The 22,458-nt window shown below is 36.3% G+C and carries 20 protein-coding genes; 12 read left to right on the top strand and 8 right to left on the bottom strand.

Translation table 11 applies throughout. The features are described 5' to 3' along the window. Window positions 1-6: 6 nt before the first annotated feature. The gene (locus tag BW951_RS07085) at window positions 7-729 is read right to left on the bottom strand and encodes a hypothetical protein (RefSeq protein ID WP_076391266.1); all 723 of its coding nucleotides are present in this window, start codon (window positions 727-729) and stop codon (window positions 7-9) included. A 47-nt stretch (window positions 730-776) separates the two neighbouring features. On the opposite strand from BW951_RS07085, the gene BW951_RS07080 reads away from it, so the two are divergent. Both BW951_RS07080 and BW951_RS07075 read left to right on the top strand, forming a co-directional pair. Then, window positions 777-1,754, top strand: a complete 978-nt coding sequence (locus tag BW951_RS07080; protein ID WP_076391264.1) for an aminodeoxychorismate synthase component I — start codon at window positions 777-779, stop codon at window positions 1,752-1,754. Beyond that, window positions 1,738-2,364: an aminotransferase class IV gene (locus tag BW951_RS07075; protein ID WP_076391262.1), complete on the top strand. Its 627-nt coding sequence runs from the start codon at window positions 1,738-1,740 to the stop codon at window positions 2,362-2,364. Before BW951_RS07080 ends, BW951_RS07075 begins: the two co-directional genes overlap by 17 nt. Here BW951_RS07075 and menD read toward each other — a convergent pair. Further along, on the bottom strand, window positions 2,361-4,037 hold the full coding sequence (gene menD, locus BW951_RS07070; RefSeq protein WP_076391260.1) for a 2-succinyl-5-enolpyruvyl-6-hydroxy-3-cyclohexene-1-carboxylic-acid synthase: 1,677 nt from the start codon (window positions 4,035-4,037) through the stop codon (window positions 2,361-2,363). The genes BW951_RS07075 and menD overlap by 4 nt on opposite strands. A gap of 62 nt (window positions 4,038-4,099) precedes the next feature. On the opposite strand from menD, the gene BW951_RS07065 reads away from it, so the two are divergent. The 3 genes from BW951_RS07065 to BW951_RS07055 are packed head-to-tail and all read left to right on the top strand — an operon-like array spanning window position 4,100 to window position 6,815. After that, window positions 4,100-5,653 carry an anti-phage dCTP deaminase gene (locus tag BW951_RS07065; RefSeq protein ID WP_076391258.1) on the top strand — a complete coding sequence of 518 codons (1,554 nt, stop codon included), beginning with the start codon at window positions 4,100-4,102 and terminating at the stop codon, window positions 5,651-5,653. Window positions 5,654-5,657: 4 nt separating this feature from the next. Further along, entirely contained in the window at window positions 5,658-5,855 is a 198-nt protein-coding gene (locus BW951_RS07060) for a hypothetical protein (protein WP_076391256.1), read from the top strand. A gap of 9 nt (window positions 5,856-5,864) precedes the next feature. Then, window positions 5,865-6,815: an isopenicillin N synthase family dioxygenase gene (locus BW951_RS07055; RefSeq protein WP_076391254.1), complete on the top strand. Its 951-nt coding sequence runs from the start codon at window positions 5,865-5,867 to the stop codon at window positions 6,813-6,815. Window positions 6,816-6,932: 117 nt separating this feature from the next. On the opposite strand, the gene BW951_RS07050 is transcribed toward BW951_RS07055, so the two are convergent. Continuing rightward, on the bottom strand, window positions 6,933-7,202 hold the full coding sequence (locus BW951_RS07050) for a bacteriocin-like protein (protein ID WP_076391252.1): 270 nt from the start codon (window positions 7,200-7,202) through the stop codon (window positions 6,933-6,935). Window positions 7,203-7,425: 223 nt separating this feature from the next. Here BW951_RS07050 and BW951_RS22680 point away from each other — a divergent pair, with 223 nt between their 5' ends. Then, window positions 7,426-7,593 carry a bacteriocin-like protein gene (locus BW951_RS22680; RefSeq protein WP_165762945.1) on the top strand — a complete coding sequence of 56 codons (168 nt, stop codon included), beginning with the start codon at window positions 7,426-7,428 and terminating at the stop codon, window positions 7,591-7,593. 61 nt (window positions 7,594-7,654) lie between these two features. Here the strand turns inward: BW951_RS22680 and BW951_RS07045 are convergent, their stop codons facing one another. Together BW951_RS07045 and BW951_RS07040 are read right to left on the bottom strand one after the other, a co-directional pair. Beyond that, the gene (locus tag BW951_RS07045) at window positions 7,655-8,701 is read right to left on the bottom strand and encodes a PA0069 family radical SAM protein (RefSeq protein WP_076391250.1); all 1,047 of its coding nucleotides are present in this window, start codon (window positions 8,699-8,701) and stop codon (window positions 7,655-7,657) included. Window positions 8,702-8,825: 124 nt separating this feature from the next. Then, window positions 8,826-9,020 (bottom strand): hypothetical protein, encoded by a 195-nt coding sequence (locus BW951_RS07040; protein WP_076391248.1) that lies wholly within the window; start codon window positions 9,018-9,020, stop codon window positions 8,826-8,828. A 171-nt stretch (window positions 9,021-9,191) separates the two neighbouring features. Here BW951_RS07040 and BW951_RS07035 point away from each other — a divergent pair, with 171 nt between their 5' ends. Continuing rightward, window positions 9,192-9,542 (top strand): hypothetical protein, encoded by a 351-nt coding sequence (locus BW951_RS07035; RefSeq protein ID WP_076391246.1) that lies wholly within the window; start codon window positions 9,192-9,194, stop codon window positions 9,540-9,542. Window positions 9,543-9,568: 26 nt separating this feature from the next. Here BW951_RS07035 and BW951_RS07030 read toward each other — a convergent pair whose 3' ends face one another. From BW951_RS07030 to BW951_RS07020, 3 genes are read right to left on the bottom strand one after another with little or no spacing between them, the layout of a single operon-like run. Further along, the gene (locus tag BW951_RS07030) at window positions 9,569-12,253 is read right to left on the bottom strand and encodes a hypothetical protein (RefSeq protein WP_076391244.1); all 2,685 of its coding nucleotides are present in this window, start codon (window positions 12,251-12,253) and stop codon (window positions 9,569-9,571) included. A 32-nt stretch (window positions 12,254-12,285) separates the two neighbouring features. Further along, window positions 12,286-13,083 carry a DUF2797 domain-containing protein gene (locus tag BW951_RS07025; protein ID WP_076391242.1) on the bottom strand — a complete coding sequence of 266 codons (798 nt, stop codon included), beginning with the start codon at window positions 13,081-13,083 and terminating at the stop codon, window positions 12,286-12,288. 36 nt (window positions 13,084-13,119) lie between these two features. Beyond that, window positions 13,120-14,178 carry a DUF389 domain-containing protein gene (locus BW951_RS07020; RefSeq protein ID WP_076391240.1) on the bottom strand — a complete coding sequence of 353 codons (1,059 nt, stop codon included), beginning with the start codon at window positions 14,176-14,178 and terminating at the stop codon, window positions 13,120-13,122. Window positions 14,179-14,253: 75 nt separating this feature from the next. On the opposite strand from BW951_RS07020, the gene BW951_RS07015 reads away from it, so the two are divergent. The 5 genes from BW951_RS07015 (at window position 14,254) to BW951_RS06995 (ending at window position 22,401) form a co-directional block, all read left to right on the top strand. Continuing rightward, a complete protein-coding gene (locus BW951_RS07015; RefSeq protein WP_076391238.1) occupies window positions 14,254-15,276 on the top strand; it encodes a GDP-mannose 4,6-dehydratase in 1,023 nt (340 codons plus the stop codon). 141 nt (window positions 15,277-15,417) lie between these two features. Continuing rightward, window positions 15,418-15,639: a DUF2795 domain-containing protein gene (locus BW951_RS07010; RefSeq protein ID WP_027382805.1), complete on the top strand. Its 222-nt coding sequence runs from the start codon at window positions 15,418-15,420 to the stop codon at window positions 15,637-15,639. Between the two features lie 126 nt (window positions 15,640-15,765). After that, window positions 15,766-18,840: a preprotein translocase subunit SecA gene (gene secA, locus BW951_RS07005; protein WP_076391236.1), complete on the top strand. Its 3,075-nt coding sequence runs from the start codon at window positions 15,766-15,768 to the stop codon at window positions 18,838-18,840. 149 nt (window positions 18,841-18,989) lie between these two features. Further along, entirely contained in the window at window positions 18,990-21,125 is a 2,136-nt protein-coding gene (locus BW951_RS07000; protein WP_076391234.1) for a TonB-dependent siderophore receptor, read from the top strand. A 64-nt stretch (window positions 21,126-21,189) separates the two neighbouring features. Then, a complete protein-coding gene (locus BW951_RS06995; protein ID WP_076391232.1) occupies window positions 21,190-22,401 on the top strand; it encodes a PepSY-associated TM helix domain-containing protein in 1,212 nt (403 codons plus the stop codon). Window positions 22,402-22,458 lie beyond the last annotated feature (57 nt).

The raw sequence follows: 22,458 nt of genomic DNA, 5'->3' as shown, positions 1-22,458 counted from the left end.
CCAAATTTATTCCTTTTCGGAGAAAATGGTTTTGTAAAGCGAATAAATCATCGCATTCCAGAAAGGAAATGTAAATAAACCTCCTACAAAAAACAGGGCAAATCCTATGTATTTAAAAATTACTGCAACCATCACACACACAAATATTTCCAGAAAATACATCTTCAGCGCTTTAAAATTTAAAGAAATCGATTCGAAGATGGTTCGGTTCATGAAAAACATCATCGGTGCTACAAAAATCGTAATGCAAACCCAGATAACAGGCAAAATTAAGGTATTGAAGATCATGGCATAGATCAAAAACCAAAACAGACCGTACGAAATATATCTGAAAAAGTTCGTTCCGTTGTAACCCGCCAGTAAATCACTGATCTCAATTTTTTCTTTTAAATCAATCTTTCGGAAAATCTGAAAAAACCCAAGATTTAAAGGGTAAAGGAAAACCAGTGTTCCCAGTAAAGCATAGCTGAAATACCGAGAATTATCCGTTTGTCCAAGTTCCGCCGCTTTTGCCAGATAAGCATCCATCCCGTTTTGATAGGCTTCGATAAGTTGCTGCTGCTGCTCCAATACCCCGAATTTTTCTGCAAAGAAAAACATTGAGGTGAAAAATATGGCAAAGTAAAGCACCGAAAACATCAGCTGAAAAATCAGCGTCTTATTCCAGTAGAAAAATGCCTGCTTCAGTATAAAATCTAATCCCGGTTTCTGTGGATATTTGTTTTCCATTAAAAAAATTTTGTGCAAAAGTAAACATCAATAATTACTTTTGCGGAATGTTTTCGGCGAATCATCAAAAATTTATAGAAATGGATGAACTTTCAGTACAGAAAGTTCCCTACTTTTTTATCATTGATTTTCTTACGGAGAATGTTGAAATCTTTAAAGAAAATGAAATTGAAAAATCAGGCTTATTAATTGATTTTCAAAACTTTTCAAAAGTACAAACAGAGCCTCATTTAAACAAAAAATTAGAATGGATTTCTTATCCTGAAACTTTGGAAAGCTTTAAAACAGGGTTTGATAAAGTTCAGAAAAATATTCGCTTCGGAAATTCTTATCTGGTAAATTATACCCGAAAAACTAAAATTGAGACGAATTTAACACTAAAAGAAATATTTTATCATTCTTCGGCGAAATATAAAGTTTTTTATAAAGATTTTTTCGTATTTTTTTCTCCTGAAACTTTTGTAAAGATCAACGACGGAAAAATTTTTACCTATCCCATGAAAGGCACTATTGATGCTTCTCTGGATAATGCAGCGGAAATTCTTAAAAATGATAAAAAAGAGAAAGCCGAGCATTACACAGTGGTAGATTTGCTCCGGAATGATCTGAGCATGGTGGCAGACGATGTGAAAGTTGACAAATTTCAGTACATCGATTTCATCAAAACAAAGCAAAAAGATTTATATGCCATGAGTTCCGAAATTTCAGGAAACATCAAACCTGAATTTAATGGAAAACTGGGAAGCATCATGAAAAAACTGCTTCCTGCAGGTTCTATTTTGGGAGCTCCAAAACCTAAAACACTGGAAATTATTCTGGATGCAGAAGGTTATGAAAGAGGATATTATACAGGCGTTTGCGGTTGGTTTGACGGAAAAAATGTCGACAGTTGTGTGATGATCCGTTTTATCGAAAAACAAGGAGAAGAGCTTTTCTTTAAAAGCGGAGGCGGAATTACACACATGAGCAGGTTAGAAGACGAATATCAGGAAATGAAAAACAAAATCTATGTCCCAATTCATTGAAAGCATTAAAGTAGAAGATCAGGAAATTTTTTTATTGGAATTTCATCAAAAGCGTGTAGACCAGACTTTCGCCCATTTTGGAAAGGAAGGTACCATAGATATTGCCAAGATTTATAAACATCTTGAGCATGATGAGGACGGACTTTTCAAGCTGAGAATCGTGTATGATCTTGATAAGAAAATCCGCACTCAGATGATTCCTTATGCGATTCCTGAAATTGACGATTTTCAGTTGGTAGAAAACAACAGCTACGATTATTCTTTTAAATTTGAAGACCGGAAAGAGCTCGAAAAGATGAAGATGAAATCCAAAGCCGAAGAAATCATCATCGTTAAAAACAATCACATTACAGACACTTCCTACTCCAACCTTTTATTTTTAAAAGGAAAAGACTGGTTTACTCCTTCAACGTATCTTCTGAATGGTGTACAGAGACAAAATCTTTTAAAACACAAAAAAGTAAAAGAAGCCGAGATCACTTTACAGAACATCAAGCAATTCTCTCATTTCCAAATCATTAACGCGATGAACGATTTTGACGAAAATTTCATTTATCCTTTGGACAGGATTATCAATTTACCTGGAAATGAAGAATATCTAGATCTTTAATTTTCTTTCAGAAAGTTAAAATACGATTTCTGTATATCAGCATTATGCAATGCCTGCGTATTGATTTCCAATACCTTAGGTTGAACATCAGGTTTAAAGAAATTTTCAAGAACACGGTCTAAAGTTACCTCTTCATCTACTCTTGTGTAGGAGAATCCGAAATGTTTGGCTAAATACTCAGCGTTTTTATGATGTTTTGTAGCGATAAATTCGTCTAACGTATTCGGATTGGCATTTCCCGGTCCCGGAATAATTTTGAAGATATTTCCTTCGCCGTTATTGAAAATCATAATCCTTACAAACGGAGGAATGTACTGATTCCAAAGTCCGTTAATGTCATAGAAAAAACTTAAATCTCCGGTAATCAACAAGGTAGGATTAGAATTTTTGATTGCAAATCCCATTGCTGTAGAAGTTGAACCATCGATTCCGCTCGTTCCTCTGTTGCAGTAAATTCTTCTTTTGCCGTAATCGAAAAGCTGCGCATAGCGTATTGCCGAACTGTTGCTGAAATGAATATTGTAATTTTCAGGAACAATCTGTGCCGTTTTATTGAAAAAATAAAAATCTGAAAAATCCACGGAACTAATGAACTTTTCATGTTTTGCATCCTTTTTATCTCTTAAAACATCCCATAGATTGAAATAAGGTTTAGGCTCGAGATTGACAAATTTTAATAATTTAGAAAAGAAAACTTCAGGTTTTACCTCGATCTTTTCGGTCAGAGCAAAATACGTATCCGGCTGCCATACAGGATCTAAATGCCAGTGCTGTTTTGGTTTTGCTTTTCTTAAAAACTGTTTCACCTTTTTGGAAACAACATTCTGTCCCACTGTAATCAGCAAATCAGGCGCATACATTTTAAAATCTTCTTCCGTGAAATTGAAAACGTATCGGTCTATATGCCTGAAAAATTTTTCGTGGTATAAATTTGAATTCGCTTCACTCAACACCACAACCGTATGATTTTTAACCAATTGCGTCAGCTGATTTTCCAATTCCGGACTGTGATCTTTGGTTCCCACAAGAATCATGATTCTTTGCGAAGTATTCCAGTCTGCAATAAGGTTAGAAGGAATTTCGTATTCTTTCTGTTTGATTGTTTTTTCAACCGTCGGGAAAGTCGGTAATTCTGAAATTAATTCATATAAAGGTTCTTCAAGAGGAATATTGATGTGAACCGGACCTTGTTTTTCAATACAAAGTTCAATGGCTTTTTTAATGATATCAAAATTAATGTCTTCCGCATTTTCCTTTCCATCTTCCAAAAGCTGAAAATCTCCGTAAGAATGCTGATGAAAAAGATTATTCTGACGAATCGTCTGTCCGTCGAAAATATCCACATAATCCGTTGGTCTGTCAGCAGTTAACACCAAAAGCGGAATATTGGAATAAAAAGCTTCGGTGATTGCCGGATAATAATTTACGGAGGCTGAACCGCTTGTACAGGTAACTGCAACCGGTTTTTTTTCGCTCATCGCCATTCCCATTCCTACAAAAGCCGCACTTCTCTCGTCCACAATACTGTAACAGTTGAAACTGTCGATCTCTGAAAAATGAATCGCCAAAGGTGCATTTCTGGATCCTGGGGAAACAATGATATCTGAAATTCCGTATTGCTGAAGAAGGTGTGCAAGTATCTGAATACTTCTTTTGGAAGAATATTTTTTCATAATACAAATTTAAATATATTATAATAAAAAATTTATATATTTATCTATATAACTAAAAAACCATGGACGCATCAAAAAAGCTAAATAATGAATTAAATTTAAGCAAAGGTAAAACAACTAGAGATAAAGTAGAAAATACTCAAACTGAAGAGTTATTTATAGGTATATGTGCTCCTATAGGTAGTTCAAGAGAGGTTGTCATTGAAGAAATCAAAAAACAACTTAATAAAAAATATTTTTATGATGTAGAAATTATTAAATTGAGTAAATTTATAGAGCAGCATAAAACTGAATCAGTTGTTTCAAAAAATGGAGAAACACAAGCATTTTCTAATTTAATGCATAAAATAACAGAAGGTGATAAATTAAGAAAAAGAATTAATAACTCTGTTTTAGCAGAGTTAGCAATAAGACAAATCTTATTTTCCCGATTAGAAGAAGCAGGTATTAAAGAGGAAGATATAAACCTTAACATTGAAGATTTAAAATCTAGAAGAAAATGCTTTATTTTTGATTCAATAAAAAATTTAGAGGAATTATTACTTCTTCGATCTGTTTACACTGAAAATTTTTATTTATTTAGTATTTTCTCTCCTTTAAATGAGCGGAAAACAAATTTGCAAGCGAAGGATTTATCTCCTAGTGAAATAGATAAAATAGTTAATGCTGATGATTTTGAGAATAATGATTTTGGTCAAAATGTAAAAGGTACATTTATTGAAGGAGATTTTATCGTAAGAGTTTCAAATGAAAATATTGAGCAGCTAAATAAAAAAATTGAAAGATATCTTCACTTAATATTTGAAAGTGAAATTATTACTCCAACTTTTAATGAAACAGCAATGTATTCTGCAAAATCAGCCTCCGTTAACTCAGCTTGTCTATCCAGACAAGTTGGGGCATCTATAACTGATAAAGAAGGAAATCTAATTTCTACTGGTTGGAATGATGTGCCGAAATTTGGAGGTAACCTTTATAAAGAAGAAGATATAAATGATAAAAGATGTAAAGTTTTAGGTTATTGTAGCAACGATAATCAAAAAAATGATTTAATCCAAGGAATATTAAATTCTATAATTACTGATCCAAATCTTAAAGATCTATTATATGGTAATGATTTATTAGTTAGAAATATAATTGAAAATATTTTAGTAAAATCTAAAATAAAAGATTTAATAGAGTTTTCTCGCTCTGTACATGCAGAAATGCATGCAATCATTTCAGGTAGTCAATTGGCCGGTTCAAAAATGGTAGAAGGCAAACTTTTTTGTACCACATATCCATGTCATAACTGTGCTAGACATATTATTGTTTCAGGGATTAAAGAGATATATTATATAGAACCTTATTCAAAGAGTTTATGTATAACTTTACATAGCGATGCAATAACTGAGGATGAAAAAAGTGATACAAAAGTTAGAATTTTAGTATATGATGGAGTCGCACCTAGAAGATATCTCAGTTTTTTTAATAAATTTGCAGACAGAAAAAAAGATGGAAAGTTGGCTGAATTTGATCTTAAAAAGATAAAACCAAAATCAACAAAATCACTTCAAGCTTTACCAACTTTAGAACATCAAGCTATTCATTCATTGGAAGAAAACGGGTTAAATTAATATTATGAAAAATCAAGAACCAAAACCTACTGAAAAGCAACTTTCATTTGATTTTCAAAATACATCCGAGTCTGATGAAAATCATAAAAATTGTCTTAAAGAGAAGAAAAATAACGGTAAAATAATTTCATTGACAGAATATTTTCCGAAAAAAGAAAGAAATTATACAAATTTTATTATAAGAAATACAAAATCCTTTTAATTTCTAAAAATGGATAAAATACCTAGTGTAGACCTGCGTGATTTCCTTTCGGGTGACCCGGAACGCAAACAGAAATTTGTAAATGAAATCGGAAAAGCTTATGAAGAAATTGGTTTTGTAGCCTTAAAAGGCCATTTTCTTGATGACAAATTGGTGGATGAACTGTATGGAGAGGTAAAAAACTTTTTTGAATTGCCAACGGAAACGAAACAGAAGTATGAGATTCCGGGAATTGGCGGACAAAGAGGCTATGTAGGATTCGGTAAGGAGACTGCAAAAGGCTTCAAAAAAGGAGACTTGAAAGAGTTTTGGCATTTCGGACAATATGTGTCTGATGATTCCCAATACAAAAGCGAGTATCCGGACAATGTAATCGTTGAAGAACTTCCAAAATTCAACGAAGTAGGGAAAGAAGCTTTCCAAATGTTGGAAAAAACAGGACAGTATGTTCTGAGAGCTTTAGCGCTTTATCTTGGTCTTGATGAATTTTATTTTGATGATAAAATTGCAGAAGGAAACTCTATTTTAAGACCAATTCACTATCCGCCTATTACGGAAGAGCCGGATGATGCGGTAAGAGCTGCTGCTCATGGAGACATTAATCTGATAACTCTTTTAATGGGTTCTCAGGGGAAAGGCCTTCAGGTTCAGAATCATAAAGGAGAATGGATTGATGCGATTGCAGAACCGGACGAACTGATGATTAACGTTGGAGATATGCTTTCGAGACATACCAACAATAAACTGAAGTCTACGATTCACAGAGTGGTAAATCCGCCAAGAGAATTGTGGGGAACTTCAAGATATTCAATTCCTTTCTTTATGCATCCCGTGAGTTCAATGTCACTGAATGCTTTGGAAAACTGTGTAGACGAAAACAATCCTAAACTGTATGAAGATACAACAGCAGGTGAATTTTTACACGAAAGATTAATTGAATTAGGATTAATTAAAAAATAAATACAGACCGGGTTATTTGCCCGGTTTTTTTATGCCTTTCAGACAGCAAGAAATGATTACATAATATAAGAAAGGAAGGTAATAAACACCTTCCCTTTTCTTACTTTATAATCTTTATTATCCTGTAATACAGTAGAATTCAGGGCATGGAGTAGATTGTGTAAAAGTACCCCACGGACAGATACAGGTATAAACATCTCCGCCGCCGCCGGGATTTCCCGGATCTCCTCCCGGATCTTGGTACGGCACACATTTTCCGCCGGAGCATATTTCATTGGCTCCACAGCCGCCTGAACCGGGACCTCCTCCCTCAATGCAATACGCAGGACCGTAGCCTGCAGAAATTCTTTTTTTGTCTTCTCTTGAAAGCTTTTTAAAATTTTTCATAGTTTTTTGATTTTGATGTACTCCTACTCTGTCAGCTTTTCGGAAACCGCTTTATTATGATAAGTGTTTAACTATAAAATTCTAAAAATATTATTCACTAATATAGGAAAATTCATTCATATTTTATTTTTATTAAAAAATAAACCAAAATATTACACAATAGTTTGATTTATTATTTTTTTAATTATCTTTACACTACTATCAAATTTTTAACTAAAACAATATGAAAAATTTAAAAAAACTAAGCAAAAGCCAATTAAAGGGAATTAAAGGAGCAGGAGGAATTAAGTCTTTTCCGGATGAACCGGATTTTTGTATGTACGTTTGCGGAGACGTCATTGTATGCGCTGCATGCAGCAAAGATTTCGAATGTCCTGTAACGGATATGTAGACTGCAAAAAATTGATAAAGAAACCGTTCCTTTTGGAGCGGTTTTTATTTTTGTGAAACTGTTAATCAAACAACCTCAGCTGCTGATCTTTTGCTCCCGTAAAATCTTTAATGGAAAGTTTCGGAAATTCTTTTCCATCGAAAAACTTTTTCCGCCCTATTTTAAAGGTATTATGAATCATTTCTGCAATATTCCCTTCTCCCTTTTGTCTGTCGAAGAACTTTTTCTCACCTAATTTTCCGCCCCGCATAGAACGGATCAGATTTAAAACTTTCTGAGCACGGTCCGGAAATGCATTTTCAATCCAGTTCACAAAAACCGGCTCTACAGAATCATTTAATCTTACCAAAGTGTATCCGAAACTTTGCGCTCCTGCTTCAGAGATTGCTTTTAAAATGGTTAAAGGTTCATCGCTGTTTAATCCGGGAATAATTGGCGCGACCATGACATTGACAGGAATTTTGTGTTCAGACAGAATTTCTATGGCTTTCAATTTGTTTTTTGCAGCGCTGGTTCTCGGTTCCATTTTTCTTCGAAGTTCCTCATTGATGGTGGGAATGCTAAGAGAAACGGACACAAGATTTTGTTCGGCTAGAGGCTGCAGAATATCGATATCGCGAAGAACCAGGGCATTTTTTGTAAGAACATGAACCGGATGTCTGTAATCCAGACAGACCTGCAGTATTTTTCTGGTAATCTCAAACTGCCTTTCTGCGGGTTGATAACAGTCTGTATTTCCTGAAAGCAAAATGGGAGCCGGTCGATATCCTCTTTTCTGAAAAAACTTTTCTAAAAGTTCCGGTGCGTTTTTCTTCACCATGATCTTCCTTTCAAAATCAATTCCTGCGCTGTATCCCCAATATTCATGAGTAGGTCTTGCAAAGCAGTAAGAGCAGCCGTGTTCACAACCCTGATAAGGATTCATGGAGTACTCCATCGGAAGATCATCACTTTTTACCTGATTAACGATGCTTTTAGGGAAAACTTCGGTAAAAGAGGTTTTTACCGTTTCGAAATCATCTTCTTCAGGCTCAAAGGTATATCGGTCGAAACGGTTGATAACATTTCGCTGTGCGCCCTGACCTTTTATGATATTTTCGTTCTGCATTGATGATGTAAAATTAGAGTGGAATGATGATAAAATGATCAATTTTAACATTAAAGTTTTCCACAAGAAAAATCCGAAGCCTTAAAAGCCCCGGATTTTAACATGATTTAGATATATTTTTTAACTACTTCAGTGCATAAAATTCTACTCCGTGATATTCATCATCGTAGCTTTTGTCTTCGAAATGTCTGTGATAATCCGAATAGGCATCACTGTATTTTTTATCTTTTCTGTGTAATATTTTTTTTATTCCTATGATACTTAATACTGCCAAAAGACCAACTCCTCCTGCCAGTAAAACTCCGACTTCTTTTTTCATATTCTGTCTGATTTATATATTCTCGTTATTGCAAAAAGTATACCCAAACATTTTCTGTCACGATAAATTTTGTTAACAGATATTGAAAAAATTTAAAAATATAATCTTTGCCAATACCACAACAAAGCGATCAATGGTTTAATTATTGTAGTTTAAAACAAAAATATTATTATGGAAAATACAGACAATATTGATAAAATGACAACCTTAAGTCAGGTAATGGCAAAATTGGCACAAAGAGGAGTACATCGTGAGTTCAGAATGAATGAAAAGTGCGAAATGAAGTTTGAAAATTCAGACAAGGTGTATCAGCCTTCAGAATTAACGGTTCTGAAAACGTACCGTTTTGAGGGAGATAGCAATCCTGATGATAATGCAGTGCTTTATCTGGTAAAAGATACGGCAGGAAATATGGGAATGATCATCGATTCTTACGGAGCAGACAGCAATTATCCCGGCGAAGAATTCGATAAGTTTTTAAGAGCCATCACCATTGATGAAAGCGACGATTATAATTTCTAAATTTAAATATGATAAAAATCCGGAACTTATTCAGTCCCGGATTTTTCTTTTTTCTTAAATATGCCTTTCAAAAAACCTTTCTTCTCAGTTTCTTTTTTGGACTGCTCTTCTTTATTCTTATCGGGTTTATTCTTTATCTCCTGACCTATTTCTTTTACCGACTGCTTCATGCCTTTCATATCTTCTTTTACATTTTTCACGGTCTTTTTGGCATTGTCAACCGTCTTTTTGGCACCGTCTATATTAATTCCGATCAAAGTTTTCTTCAGCCCCTGTTCAATTCCTTTCCAGAAAAGGTTGAAGAATGATTTGGTAGGATCTCTTTCCACATCTTCCACCTGTACATCTTCAGGAAGTTTTCCAGAATCCGTCTTTACCAGAAGATTGGCAACCGCGGTTAAAAACCCTTTCTTTTCACGGTTATTCTTATCTAAAATTGCAATTTTAAGATCTTTATGCTTCAGATTAAAACTTCCGTTCAGTCCTTTCGGATTCCCTCTGAAATTGAACAGCATTTCCTGAATGGTTCCCGTTGCCGTTACATGAAGATAAGGGCGGATAAACGGGTTGATTCCCTGCGCCGGAAGATTGGTGGTTCTTCCCGAAATAGCAAACACATCACGCTGATCGGCAACATCGAAATTCCAGTTTACAGAAAGCGGCGCAAGCTTCATAAAAGAACAGTCTATTTTAATGTCCACTCTTGTCGGTTTTCCTTTCATTTTGGCAGAGTTGAGGTTTTTAACATTCATATTAAAGTTGCTGAATATCAGTTTTCCCGGTCCCGCACTTTCAGGCGTATCTTCTTCATACACAAGAACAGAATTTCTAAGATTCAGATTATTAACGACCATCGGGATTTTTATAGAGCGTAGCAATCTGGAATATAAAGGTTTTTCTTTAGGATCATCTTTCGGGATTTTACTTCTGAAAATATTGGCATCGGCAGACTCAATGGTTACATTAGAAGCGTTAATCGATTTATTGTCAGAAAACAGATCCCATGTTCCGTTTGCCGTAATCTGATTTACTTTAATATCGTATAAATCTCTTTCCACAGGAATCATTTTGATAAACTGCGCTCTCGAAACGAGAGGCTTCATCGCAAACTGAGAAAGCCGGATGTTGTTTTTATCCACCTTCAGAGCGCCGGAAGTCATATGATAAAACTCGGTTTTGTAAGCAAAATTGCCCGAAGTAAGCGCATAGTTTTTTACATCAACCGCGATTCCTGAGTTGTCCGGTTTTGAGGTAAGCTGAATATCATTAATGGTTGCATTGAGACGGGCAAAACTCAACGGCTGGTTGTTTTTCTCATACGTAATATCAGAATTCTTCAGCACTACTTTTCTGATGATTATCGGAAACTGAATCCCACTGAGATTGGCTGTTTTTTTCGCTGTTTTTATTTCTCCCGCTTTGATGCTTCCTTTTACCTGATCTACCAGAACATCTTTTACATCAAGGTTCAGTTTTTTATCTACGGATTCCCATTTATTGATGTTGAAACCAATATAATTTGCGACAAGATTCATGGAGGTTTTTCCTGCTGCTGAACCATTCGGAACCACGGAAATATTCCGGATTTCTCCTTTTTTCGGATTTAACGTGAAACTTTTTACATTAAAATCCTGATGATCGGAGTACAAAATATCCTGCGCTGAAAACTGAAAGTCTTTATATCCTACCGGAATCAGCTCTTCCCTTGTTTCCTTGTCAAATCTCAGTGTATTGATGTTCAGGTTTGCCTTTTGGGCGTAGAGAAGTTTTTCTCCGTTAGGTTTCATCACCTGAACAGTAGCATTGTTTAGCTTAATATCTTCGAGATCAATATCAAAATTAATCGGTTTTTTAGGCTTTACCGGAGCTGCATCGGTGGTGTAAACCTTAAAATCAGGATTATAAAAAACAGCATTTGCCAAAGACACTTTATTCTTTTTCAGAACAATATCTTTGAACTCCATTTTTTCAATAATAAACTGAAAAAGCTGCGTCTTTTTAGGATAATATTTTTTAAACTGTTCAAAAGTAACGAGCGGAGTCAGTTGAAAATGATCAATCGACATCTGTCCGTTTCTCGTTTCTATTTTATTGATTTCCAATGCATACACATTATCCGGACGGAAGAAAAAATTACTTCCTTTAATGGAGTACTGATCAAAAACTACTGGCAATTTATCTTCTACAGATTCTTCCGTCATCTGAAGATTTTCCACATACAGATTAAGATCCTGCACCGAAAAGAATTTCTGTTTCGTAAATCTGAAAATGCTGATATTTCCTTCATTGATTCTGATGTTGTCAAACCGTACTGGGTTTCTCTTCTTTCCGGTTTTTGTATCAACCGGTTTCGCAAGAATAATATTCAGATTAGGTTTGGACAGCAGTAAATCTGATGAGCTGATCTGCTTGTTGAAAATGGCATCATAAATACCAAAACGGCTTATTTTTAAAGTGTCAATCGTACCCTGAAGTCCGATAACATTGAAATTCTGAGGGTTTTTGCTGTTGACGGTAATTCCTGTCGAAAGAATATTCCCCGACAGAAGATCAACATCCAGACTTTTGTAGGAGACCTTATAATCCGTATTGTTTTTAATGTACTTCGGAAGCCTTGTTTTCAGCCAGAAATTAAGCCCAAGATTTGCCAGCAAAACAATTACCAGCAGGATTCCGAGAGCAAGAAATAATTTTTTTACCCATCCTTTCATTTTTTGTGATTTGGTTTTAATTCAATATTCTATTAATTTTTAACAGTCAATTCAATTACATACCCTTCATGTCCTCTTACGTTAATAAACTCGCCTCCGTCGAAACCTAAGTACTGCCCTTTAATTCCCGTTAACTTCCCTGTATATTCAGGTCTTTTATCAAGAGTAAAGGAAGTTACCTTTTCAGGTTTTTCAAACGGATAATCGAATCTCCACAGATTTTCGCCTTCACTGTAGAACTTCTGGAAATCTTCAGGAAAATATTCTTTTATCTTCTGCTGAAAATCGGCAAGATCTATATCATCTTCAAAATCGTCCTGAAGCATTTTCTTCCAGCTTGTTTTATCGGCAACATGCTGCTTCAAAGCAACCTCTATCATTCCCGCTTCATATCGGTTTTCCGTTCTCGCAATCGGCAGCGCAAATGTAGCGCCCTGATCGATCCATCTTGTAGGAATCTGTGTATTTCTCGTAACCCCTACTTTTACTTCTCCCGTGTACGCAAGATAAACGGTATGTGGCTGTAACTGAATTTCCTTTTCTATATCCAAATCCCGTTCCGCAATTCCCAGATGCGCTGTGGAAAGTTCGGGACGAATGATGGTATCGCTTGCATAAGGACTTTCAAAGAAGCAGTTTTTACAGAAGCCCATTCTGTAAATCGGTTTATTTTCGCCACAGTTTACGCATTGGTAACCTGTATGTTTAATGGTAAGTTCTTTTCCGAAAAGTTCGTTCATGTGGATAAGATCACCGGAAAGATTAAGGTAATATTGGATCGGCTCGTCGTGGAAGCTCGTCATCTTTAAAATTTGCCCTTGAAACTGCATTGTATTAAGTTTAAGTAAATATAAAAAATTTAAAATTTATTTGATTTTGTTTTCAGATTTCAGTCTGCTGATTTCTTCTTTCAAAGCATCAATCTGATTCTGGAGTTTTTTTACGTCCGGATTGTTCATATTTTCAGACTGCGGCGAATATTGCCAGATCAGATGAATGTCTTTTACCAGATCATTATGTTCATCCAGCCTTTTTTTACTGAGGGAAACGCTGTCATTCAGCACCGTAATTCTCAGAAAATTGCTTTCACCTTCTTTAAAAGACTCATAATTGATGATGGCGAGTTCCGGATGATTTTCTCTGATCTTTTTAATGTAATTTTCAGACCGCTCTTTCAGTGTTTCTTTTTCCCATTTCTTTTTGGTAAGCAAAACACTCGGAAGCAGAATAATAACAGAAGCCAGACTTATAATTAATGAGTTCTTTCTGTTCGCCGCCTTTCCTTTTTCCATGTAGTACTTCTGATAACCGAGTACGAGACTCAGAATCCATGTTCCTACCGCAATAAAGAAACAATTGATAAGGTAAAAATAAAATCCGCCCCAGAAATATTCCCAGTTTCCGTTGGCAATCCCGAATCCTGCTGTGCAAAGTGGCGGAATACAGGCGGTAGAAACCGCAACTCCGGCAATTACTTTTATAGCTTCTTTTCTTACAATTCCCAGAAACCACGCAAAACCGCCCAGCAAAGCCAGAGAACAGTCGAAAATAGTCGCTGTTTTAAAACTTTCCAGTTGTGAAGTTTCCGAGTGAAAAGGAGAAACAAGGAAATACAGAGTGGAAGAACAAAGGGCAACGATAATCATCAGAAGCCAGTTGAAAATGCCCAGCTTTATCAAATGCCTGTTTCCGATAGAAAATCCGAATGCAATACCTACAACAGGTCCCATTAAAGGAGAAATCAGCATCGCTCCGATTACTGCCGCCGAACTGTTGATATTTAAACCGATGCAGGCAATTCCCATAGAGATCACCAGAAGCCAGAGATTATGCCCGCGAAAGTAGATTCCCTCTTCAATTTCCTGAAAAGTAAATTCTTCCTCTTCTTCTTTTGGCAGGGTGAATAATTTTTGAAAATTAATCATTTATGATATTTATAGCAAAAGTATAAAAAGAGCATCCAAGTATTTTAATAAATTTGTGGAATTAAAAACCAACAAATGAATTATCTCATAACCGGAGGAAGCGGTTTCATAGGTTCCCATCTTGCTGAGCAATTATTGAAAAAAGGACATTCTGTCATAAACATTGACAATTTTGATGATTTCTACAGCTATCAGATAAAAATTCAAAATACTTTAGACGCTATTCAATATTTTTCGGATTTTGAATACTCCGGAAAAGATGATGATATTAAAAAATTAATTTCTCTTTCACAATCAGAAAATTACAGGCTGTATTATCAGGACATCCGCGATAAAAATGGTTTGGAGGAAATATTTAAGAACCATAAAATAGACACCGTCATTCACCTTGCTGCACTTGCGGGAGTCCGTCCTTCTATAGAAAGACCTTTAGAATACGAAGAAGTCAACATCCGCGGAACCATGAATCTGTGGGAACTTTGTAAAGATTTCAATATCAATAAATTTGTCTGCGCCTCCTCATCAAGCGTTTACGGAAATAATGAAAAGATCCCTTTTTCTGAAACTGACAATGTAGACAATCCCATTTCTCCTTATGCAGCAACCAAAAAATGTGGTGAAATTTTAGGACACGTTTATCATGATTTATATAAAATAGATATGATCCAGCTCAGATTTTTCACGGTTTACGGACCGAGACAAAGACCTGATCTTGCCATCCACAAATTCACAAAACTCATTTCCGAAGATGAGGAAATCCCTTTTTACGGAGACGGAACCACCGCGAGAGATTATACTTATATTGATGATGTGGTAGACGGAATCTGGAAATCTGTTCAATATCTGGAAAACCATTCAGACGTTTACGAAATCATTAATCTCGGTGAGAGCGAAGTGATTAATTTAAATGAAATGCTTTCCACGATAGAAAAGACATTGGGAAAATCTGCCATCCGCAAAAATCTGCCAATGCAGCCCGGAGATGTCCTGAAAACCAATGCCGATATTACCAAAGCAAGAACATTAATTGGCTACAAACCTGACACAAACTTCCAAAATGGCATAAAAAAATTTGTGGAATGGTTTTTGAGAAAATGACCTCAGTAAGCCGGGGAAAGTACCTTAAACACTTTCTGAAGGCACACGGTGAACAAAATTTAATAAAAAGAATTGAAAATCAAGTATAAAAAAGCATATAATATAAGCTAATTTTATACTTTTGCAAAAAATTAGAAAATTATGTACTGGACATTAGAATTAGCTTCATACTTAAGTGACGCACCTTGGCCAATGACTAAAGCAGAGCTTATCGACTATGCAATCAGAACTGGTGCACCAATGGAAGTAGTGGAAAATCTTCAGGCTATCGAAGATGAAGGGGAAATTTATGACGCCATCGACGAAATCTGGAGCGATTATCCTACGGACGAAGATTATCTTTGGAACGAAGACGAATATTAATGAAAAGCAATAAGCTTTAGGCTCTGCTTAGAGCTTTTTTGCCCTTTTTTATATATTATTTTTTACACAATAAGTGTTATTAAAAACGCTTAAAGGATATCCTTTTAAGCATAAAGCAAAAAATTTATGAGTTTTTTAAACAAAGTTCTAAAAGGGTTTTTGGGAGACAAAAAAGCGCAGGACCTAAAAGAAGTAAAAAAAGTTGTAACAAAAATCAAAGCTGTTGAACCCGCTATTCAGCAATTGTCTGATGATGGTTTAAGAGAAAAAACTGCTGAGTTTAAAGAAAATATTAAATCTGCAACCAGCAAAATCACAGCTCAGATAGAACAGATCCAGGAGCAGATTAAAAATTCGAAAAACGTGGACGAAAAAGAAGCGCTTTTCTCGAAAATTGAGTCTCTGAAGAAAGAATCATACGAAATTGAAGAAAAAGTGCTTAGCCAGATTCTTCCTGAAGTTTTCGCTTTGGTGAAAGAAACAGCAAGAAGATGGGCACAAAACGGAGAAATCCGTGTAACCGCTTCAGACTGGGACAGACAACTGGCTGCCGCAGGAAAAGATTTCGTGGAAATTCAGGGAGATCAGGCTGTATGGAAAAACTCATGGGACGCTGCAGGAACGCCTGTAAACTGGGACATGGTACATTACGATGTTCAGTTTATCGGGGGGATTATCCTACACAGCGGTAAAATTGCCGAAATGGCGACCGGAGAAGGTAAAACTTTGGTAGGTACGCTTCCAATTTTCTTAAATGCACTTCCGGGAAGAGGAGTTCACGTTGTAACGGTAAACGACTATCTTGCGAAAAGAGACTCGGCATGGATGGGACCATTGTACCAATTCCATGGAATGTCAATCGACTGTATCGATAATCACCAACCGAACTCAGACGGAAGAAGAAAAGCATACAATTCAGATATCACTTACGGAACGAATAATGAATTCGGTTTCGATTATCTGAGAGACAACATGGTAACTTCACCTTCAGAACTGGTGCAGAGAGAATTGAACTTTGCCATCGTGGATGAGGTGGATTCCGTATTGGTAGATGATGCAAGAACACCGTTGATTATTTCAGGTCCGGTTCCACAGGGAGACAGACAGGAATTTGATGTTCTTAAACCTTCTATCGACAGAATCGTTGAAGTTCAGAAAAAAACAGTTTCTACGATTTTTAATGAAGCAAAAAAATTAATCGCTGCGGGAAACACGAAAGAAGGAGGTTTTAAATTGCTTCAGGCTTACAGAGGTCTTCCTAAGAGCAGACAATTAATTAAATTCTTATCGGAAAGCGGAAACCGTGCTTTGCTTCAGAAGGTTGAAGCGCAATATATGCAGGATAACAACCGCGATATGCCGATTGTAGATAAAGATCTGTACTTCGTCATTGAAGAAAAAAACAACCAGGTTGATCTTACGGACAAGGGTGTTGAATATATGTCTCAGGGAAATTCTGATTCTAACTTCTTCGTTCTTCCGGACATCGGAACAGAAATCGCAGAACTGGAAGCTAAGAATTTATCTAAAGAAGAAGAATTTGAAGCGAAAGAAAGACTTTTCTCTGATTTTGCAGAAAAATCTGAAAGAGTTCACACCATGAGCCAGTTGCTGAAAGCGTATACATTATTCGAAAAAGATGATGAATATGTGGTCATTGACGGTGAGGTAAAAATCGTTGATGAACAGACAGGTCGTATTATGGAAGGAAGACGTTATTCAGACGGTCTTCACCAGGCGATTGAAGCGAAAGAAAATGTAAAAATCGAAGCTGCAACGCAGACTTTTGCAACCATTACCCTTCAGAATTATTTCCGTATGTACAACAAACTTGCGGGGATGACGGGTACTGCAGAAACGGAAGCGGGCGAGCTTTGGGAAATTTATAAATTAGACGTAGTGGTAATTCCTACCAACCGTCCGATTTTAAGACACGACAGACAGGATTTAGTTTTCAAAACTAATCGTGAAAAATACAATGCCGTAATTGAAGAAATTGAAAAATTAACTGCTGCAGGAAGACCTGTTCTGGTAGGTACAACATCTGTTGAAATTTCTCAGTTATTATCTAAGGCATTACAGCTAAGAAAAATTCCGCATCAGGTTCTGAATGCAAAACTTCACAAGAAGGAAGCAGAAATTGTTGCCGGAGCAGGACAGCCGGGTGTTGTAACCATTGCAACCAACATGGCGGGTCGTGGTACGGATATTAAGCTTACTAAAGAAGTAAAAGAAGCGGGAGGTCTGGCAATTATCGGAACGGAAAGACACGATTCCAGACGTGTTGACAGACAGTTGAGAGGTAGAGCAGGAAGACAGGGAGATCCTGGAAGTTCTCAGTTCTATGTTTCTCTGGAAGATAACTTAATGCGTTTATTCGGTTCTGAAAGAATCGCTAAAATGATGGACAGAATGGGTCATAAGGAAGGGGAAGTGATTCAGCATTCCATGATCTCAAAATCTATCGAAAGAGCGCAGAAAAAAGTAGAGGAAAACAACTTCGGAACAAGAAAGAGACTTCTTGAGTACGATGATGTAATGAACAAACAGCGTGACGTCATCTACAAGAGAAGAAAGAACGCTTTGTTCGGAGATCACCTGAAGTACGATATCACCAATATGATCTTTGATGTGGCAAATTCTATCGCAGCAAAAGGAAAAGCGACAGGTAGCTATAAAGATTTCGAATACGAGATCATCAAAACATTTACGATGGAATCTCCTGTTTCTGAGAACGATTTCAAGAATAAAACAGTTCAGGATTTAACGAATATTTTATTCAAAGCGGCTCAGGAAGATTATCAGATGAAACTGAACTTACTGAAAGAAAAATCGTTCCCGATTATCGAGAATGTTTATCAGAATCAGGGTTCAATGTTCAGAATGATCCAGGTTCCTTTCACAGACGGTCATAAAACAATGACGATCGTAACCGATCTTAAAGAGGCTTATGAAACGCAGTGCGACAGCTTAATCAATGATTTTGAAAAGAACATCACGTTATCCATCATCGATGAAAACTGGAAGCTTCACCTTCGTGAAATGGACGATCTAAGAAGATCTTCACAGGGAGCTGTTTACGAACAGAAAGATCCGTTGGTAATTTATAAGCAGGAGTCTTTCCACTTATTCAGCGAAATGATCGAGAAGCTAAACAAAGAGATTATCTCATTCTTATACAAAGGTGAAATCCCTGCATAAGAATTATTAACAATAATTTAAAAACCGTTACAATTCAGTTTGTAGCGGTTTTTTGTTGCTGGTATTCGTTCCTTTTATGACAAATATCAATTCAATTATTTATTTAGAATAATTAAAAACAATATATTTGCAGAAAAATTTAAGGTTTCATGAAAAATGTACTGATCTGTGCTTCGCTGTTAGGTTCCATGCTAACGTTTGCTCAGGAAAAAGATTCAATTAAAGGAAATGATATTGAAGAGGTAATTGTAAACGGAAAATATTACAAGAAATATGTAGAAAAGGAAGGTTCTTCTTCTATTCGTCTGGACGAAGAATTAATCAAGATTCCTCAGAATGTTTCTATCATTACAAACAGAGCATTGGAAGATCAGCAGGTTACCACTTTGGGAGATGGTGTTCTTAGAAATGTTGCAGGAGCTCAACGATTAGAACACTGGGGAGATATGTACACCAGAGTGAATATGAGAGGTTCCAGAGCCGCAGCATTCATGAATGGGGTAAATGTAACTTCAAATTGGGGACCGTTAAGCGAAGATATGTCGTTTGTAGACCACATCGAATTTGTTAAAGGACCTTCCGGATTTTTGATGTCTAACGGTGAGCCAAGCGGAATTTACAATATCGTTACCAAAAAACCGACAGGACAGTCTCTAAACGGATCTGCAAGAGTAACTCTCGGAAGCTTTAATATGTACAGAGGAGAAGCTGATATAGATACTAAAGTTACGGATAAAGTCGCTTTCAGATTAAATTTAATGGCTCAGAATAAAAACAGTTTCAGAGACTATGAATTTAATGACAGATACATCATTAATCCTTCCTTAAAGGTAAATCTCACCGATAAAACGACTTTAACAGCAGAATATATTTATCAGAAAGCAAAAATGTCTGAAGTAGGATCTGCCTACGTTTTCAGCTATGAAGGCTATGCCACAAAACCGGTAGAATACACCATGACCGATCCCGGAATTGCACCCACCAATGTGGATAATAATACTGTAAATGTAAATCTTCAGCATAAGTTTAACAGCAACTGGAAACTAACGTCACAGCTAACTTATGTGAATGAATATACTTTAGGAAGCGACATCTGGCCTTCTCAATTTTTACCGAATGGAGACATGATCAGAACGCTTTATTTTTGGGAAGCCAGCAATGTGATGAAATTCGGACAGGTATTTCTGAACGGTTATTTCAAAACAGGAGCTGTTTCTCATAAAATCTTAACAGGGCTGGATCTCGGCTCTAAAAAATATATGGCAGACTGGAATCAAAAACATGATTTAGACACAGCCGCCAAACCTTTTAATATTAATTCAACTACATACAGCCCTCCTTCCAACGGATATGCACAGTTTGATACAAGCACTTCGCTGGAAAGCAGAGCAACTCCATACGGAACTATTGAACAAAATTATACCGGATTATATATTCAGGATGAATTAGGATTTTTTAATGATGCTTTAAGATTAACCCTTGCTGCGCGTTATACGAATGTGAAAGAAAATTCTTATGGAACCAAAGCAGAAGCAGACAAAATTACGCCACGAATCGGAATAAGCTATTCGATTGACGATAATACTTCTGTGTACGGTTTATACGATCAGTCTTTCGTTCCTCAAGCAGGATTTTTCAGAACCGGAGGAATTCCAAAACCTATTACTGGAAATAATATGGAAGTTGGGGTGAAAAGAGACTGGTTCGGCGGAAAATGGAATACAACGTTGTCTTTATACAATATCATCAAAAGAAATTCTACGGTTGCAGATCCCGCAAACAGTGCTCTTGAAAACTTTATCATTGATTTGGGTAAAACAAGAGTTCAGGGAATTGAATTTGATCTGAAAGGTGAAATCACAAGAGGATTTAATGCCATCTTTAACTATGCTTTCACGGAAAACAAAATCACAGAATCCAACGATCCTGTAAGCAATCCTGTAGGAATGAGAATTCCGGGTTACGCGAAACACACGATGAACGGATGGCTGAACTATACCTTTACACAGGGAACTCTGGAAGGTTTCGGGTTATCTTTCGGAGGAACCTATCTTGCAGACCGAAGCAGCTGGAACTGGGCAAATAGCGGTACGCAGAAAGATATGGATGATTATGTAAAATTCGATGCAGGACTTTCGTGGGAAAACACAAAATTCAGAGTCGGACTCAATGTCTTCAATGTTTTCAACAGGTATCTTTATTCGGGATCGCCATATGGAGCGTACTACTATTATCAGGCAGAAGCTCCGAGAAACTTCAGACTTTCTGTCGGATATAAATTTTAATTATCAATCTTAAAAGTTAGCCTTTCCGGAGGCTGACTTTTCTTCCATTAAAAGTTTAATAAAAATGAGGAAAAAGCATCATCATAAAAAAAAACCAAGTGCTTTTAAAAAATGGACGGGAAAACTGCATTTGTGGCTGGGTCTTGGAGTTGGATTTCTGATCTTCATTATTTCGATAACGGGAGCATTGTACGTTTTCAAGGATGAAATTGAAAATGCGACAAGAAAAGACGTGATCTATCATAACGAGCAGAATATTGATCAGAAACAGATTCTTCCGATAAGAACGCTGGAAAAAGCAGTGGTGGCGCAGGTAAAAGAAAAATATCCGGTGCATTGGGTGAATATTCCGATTGATAAAAAGATGTCCTATCTTTTCTACTGGTACGAACACGATCCGAAAGGCTGGAATTATTTTGATGAATTTCCCATCTATAAAGTAGCTTATGTAAACCCTTACAACGGAAAGGTTTTGGGAACGTATGACGAGAAAAACGGATTTTTTCAGATCGTTAAAATGATCCACTGGAGTTTTCTTTTAAAACAGTCTTGGGGAACCTATGTTGTGGGAATTCCTGTGCTGATTTTTGTATTCATGCTGATTTCCGGAATCATTCTGTGGTGGCCTAAAAATAAAGCCGCAAGAAAACAGCGTTTTTCTTTCAAATGGAAAAATGTACAAAACTGGAAAAGAAAAAATTACGATCTACACAACGTTTTAGGTTTTTATGCTTCCGTTTTCGCACTGATTTTCTCCATCACCGGATTATTTTACGCCTTTTTATTCGTTCAGTCATCAATATATTTCATTTTTTCCGGAGGAAAAACCGCTTATCCCGACTTTTCATCAATCAAAACAAAAGCACCGATTGAATGGAGAACCGAAGGAACTTTAGACAAAATAAGCAATACCGTTAAAGCAAAATATCCCGATTCCTATAACTTTTCTATCGATCTCGGACACGAACACATGGACGATCATGAACATCCGAATTTCGAAGTCTATGTAAAACACCTCTCCTATTCTTACCACAAAAGCAGCAGTTTAATCTTTGATGAAAACTCGGGAGAACTGCTTCATACCCACGATATGAAAGACAAAAATTTCGGCGAAAAAACGGTGGGAGCCAATTATGACATCCATGTCGGATCTATTTTAGGACTTCCCACAAAGATCATCGCTTTCATTGTAAGTTTGATATGTGCCTCATTACCAGTCACCGGCTTTATGATCTGGTGGGGAAGAAGAAAAAAGAAAACCCCAAAAGCAACATAATATTTTTTTAAAATAAATCTTTGGTTAATCGTCTAATAATAAGATCTTTTTTATAAT

Origin of the sequence: Chryseobacterium gambrini (genome assembly GCF_900156825.1) — a bacterium.
Classification (GTDB): domain Bacteria; phylum Bacteroidota; class Bacteroidia; order Flavobacteriales; family Weeksellaceae; genus Chryseobacterium; species Chryseobacterium gambrini.
The sequence above is the reverse complement of the archived record's forward strand: the minus strand, read 5'-3'. Positions and strand labels throughout refer to the sequence as shown.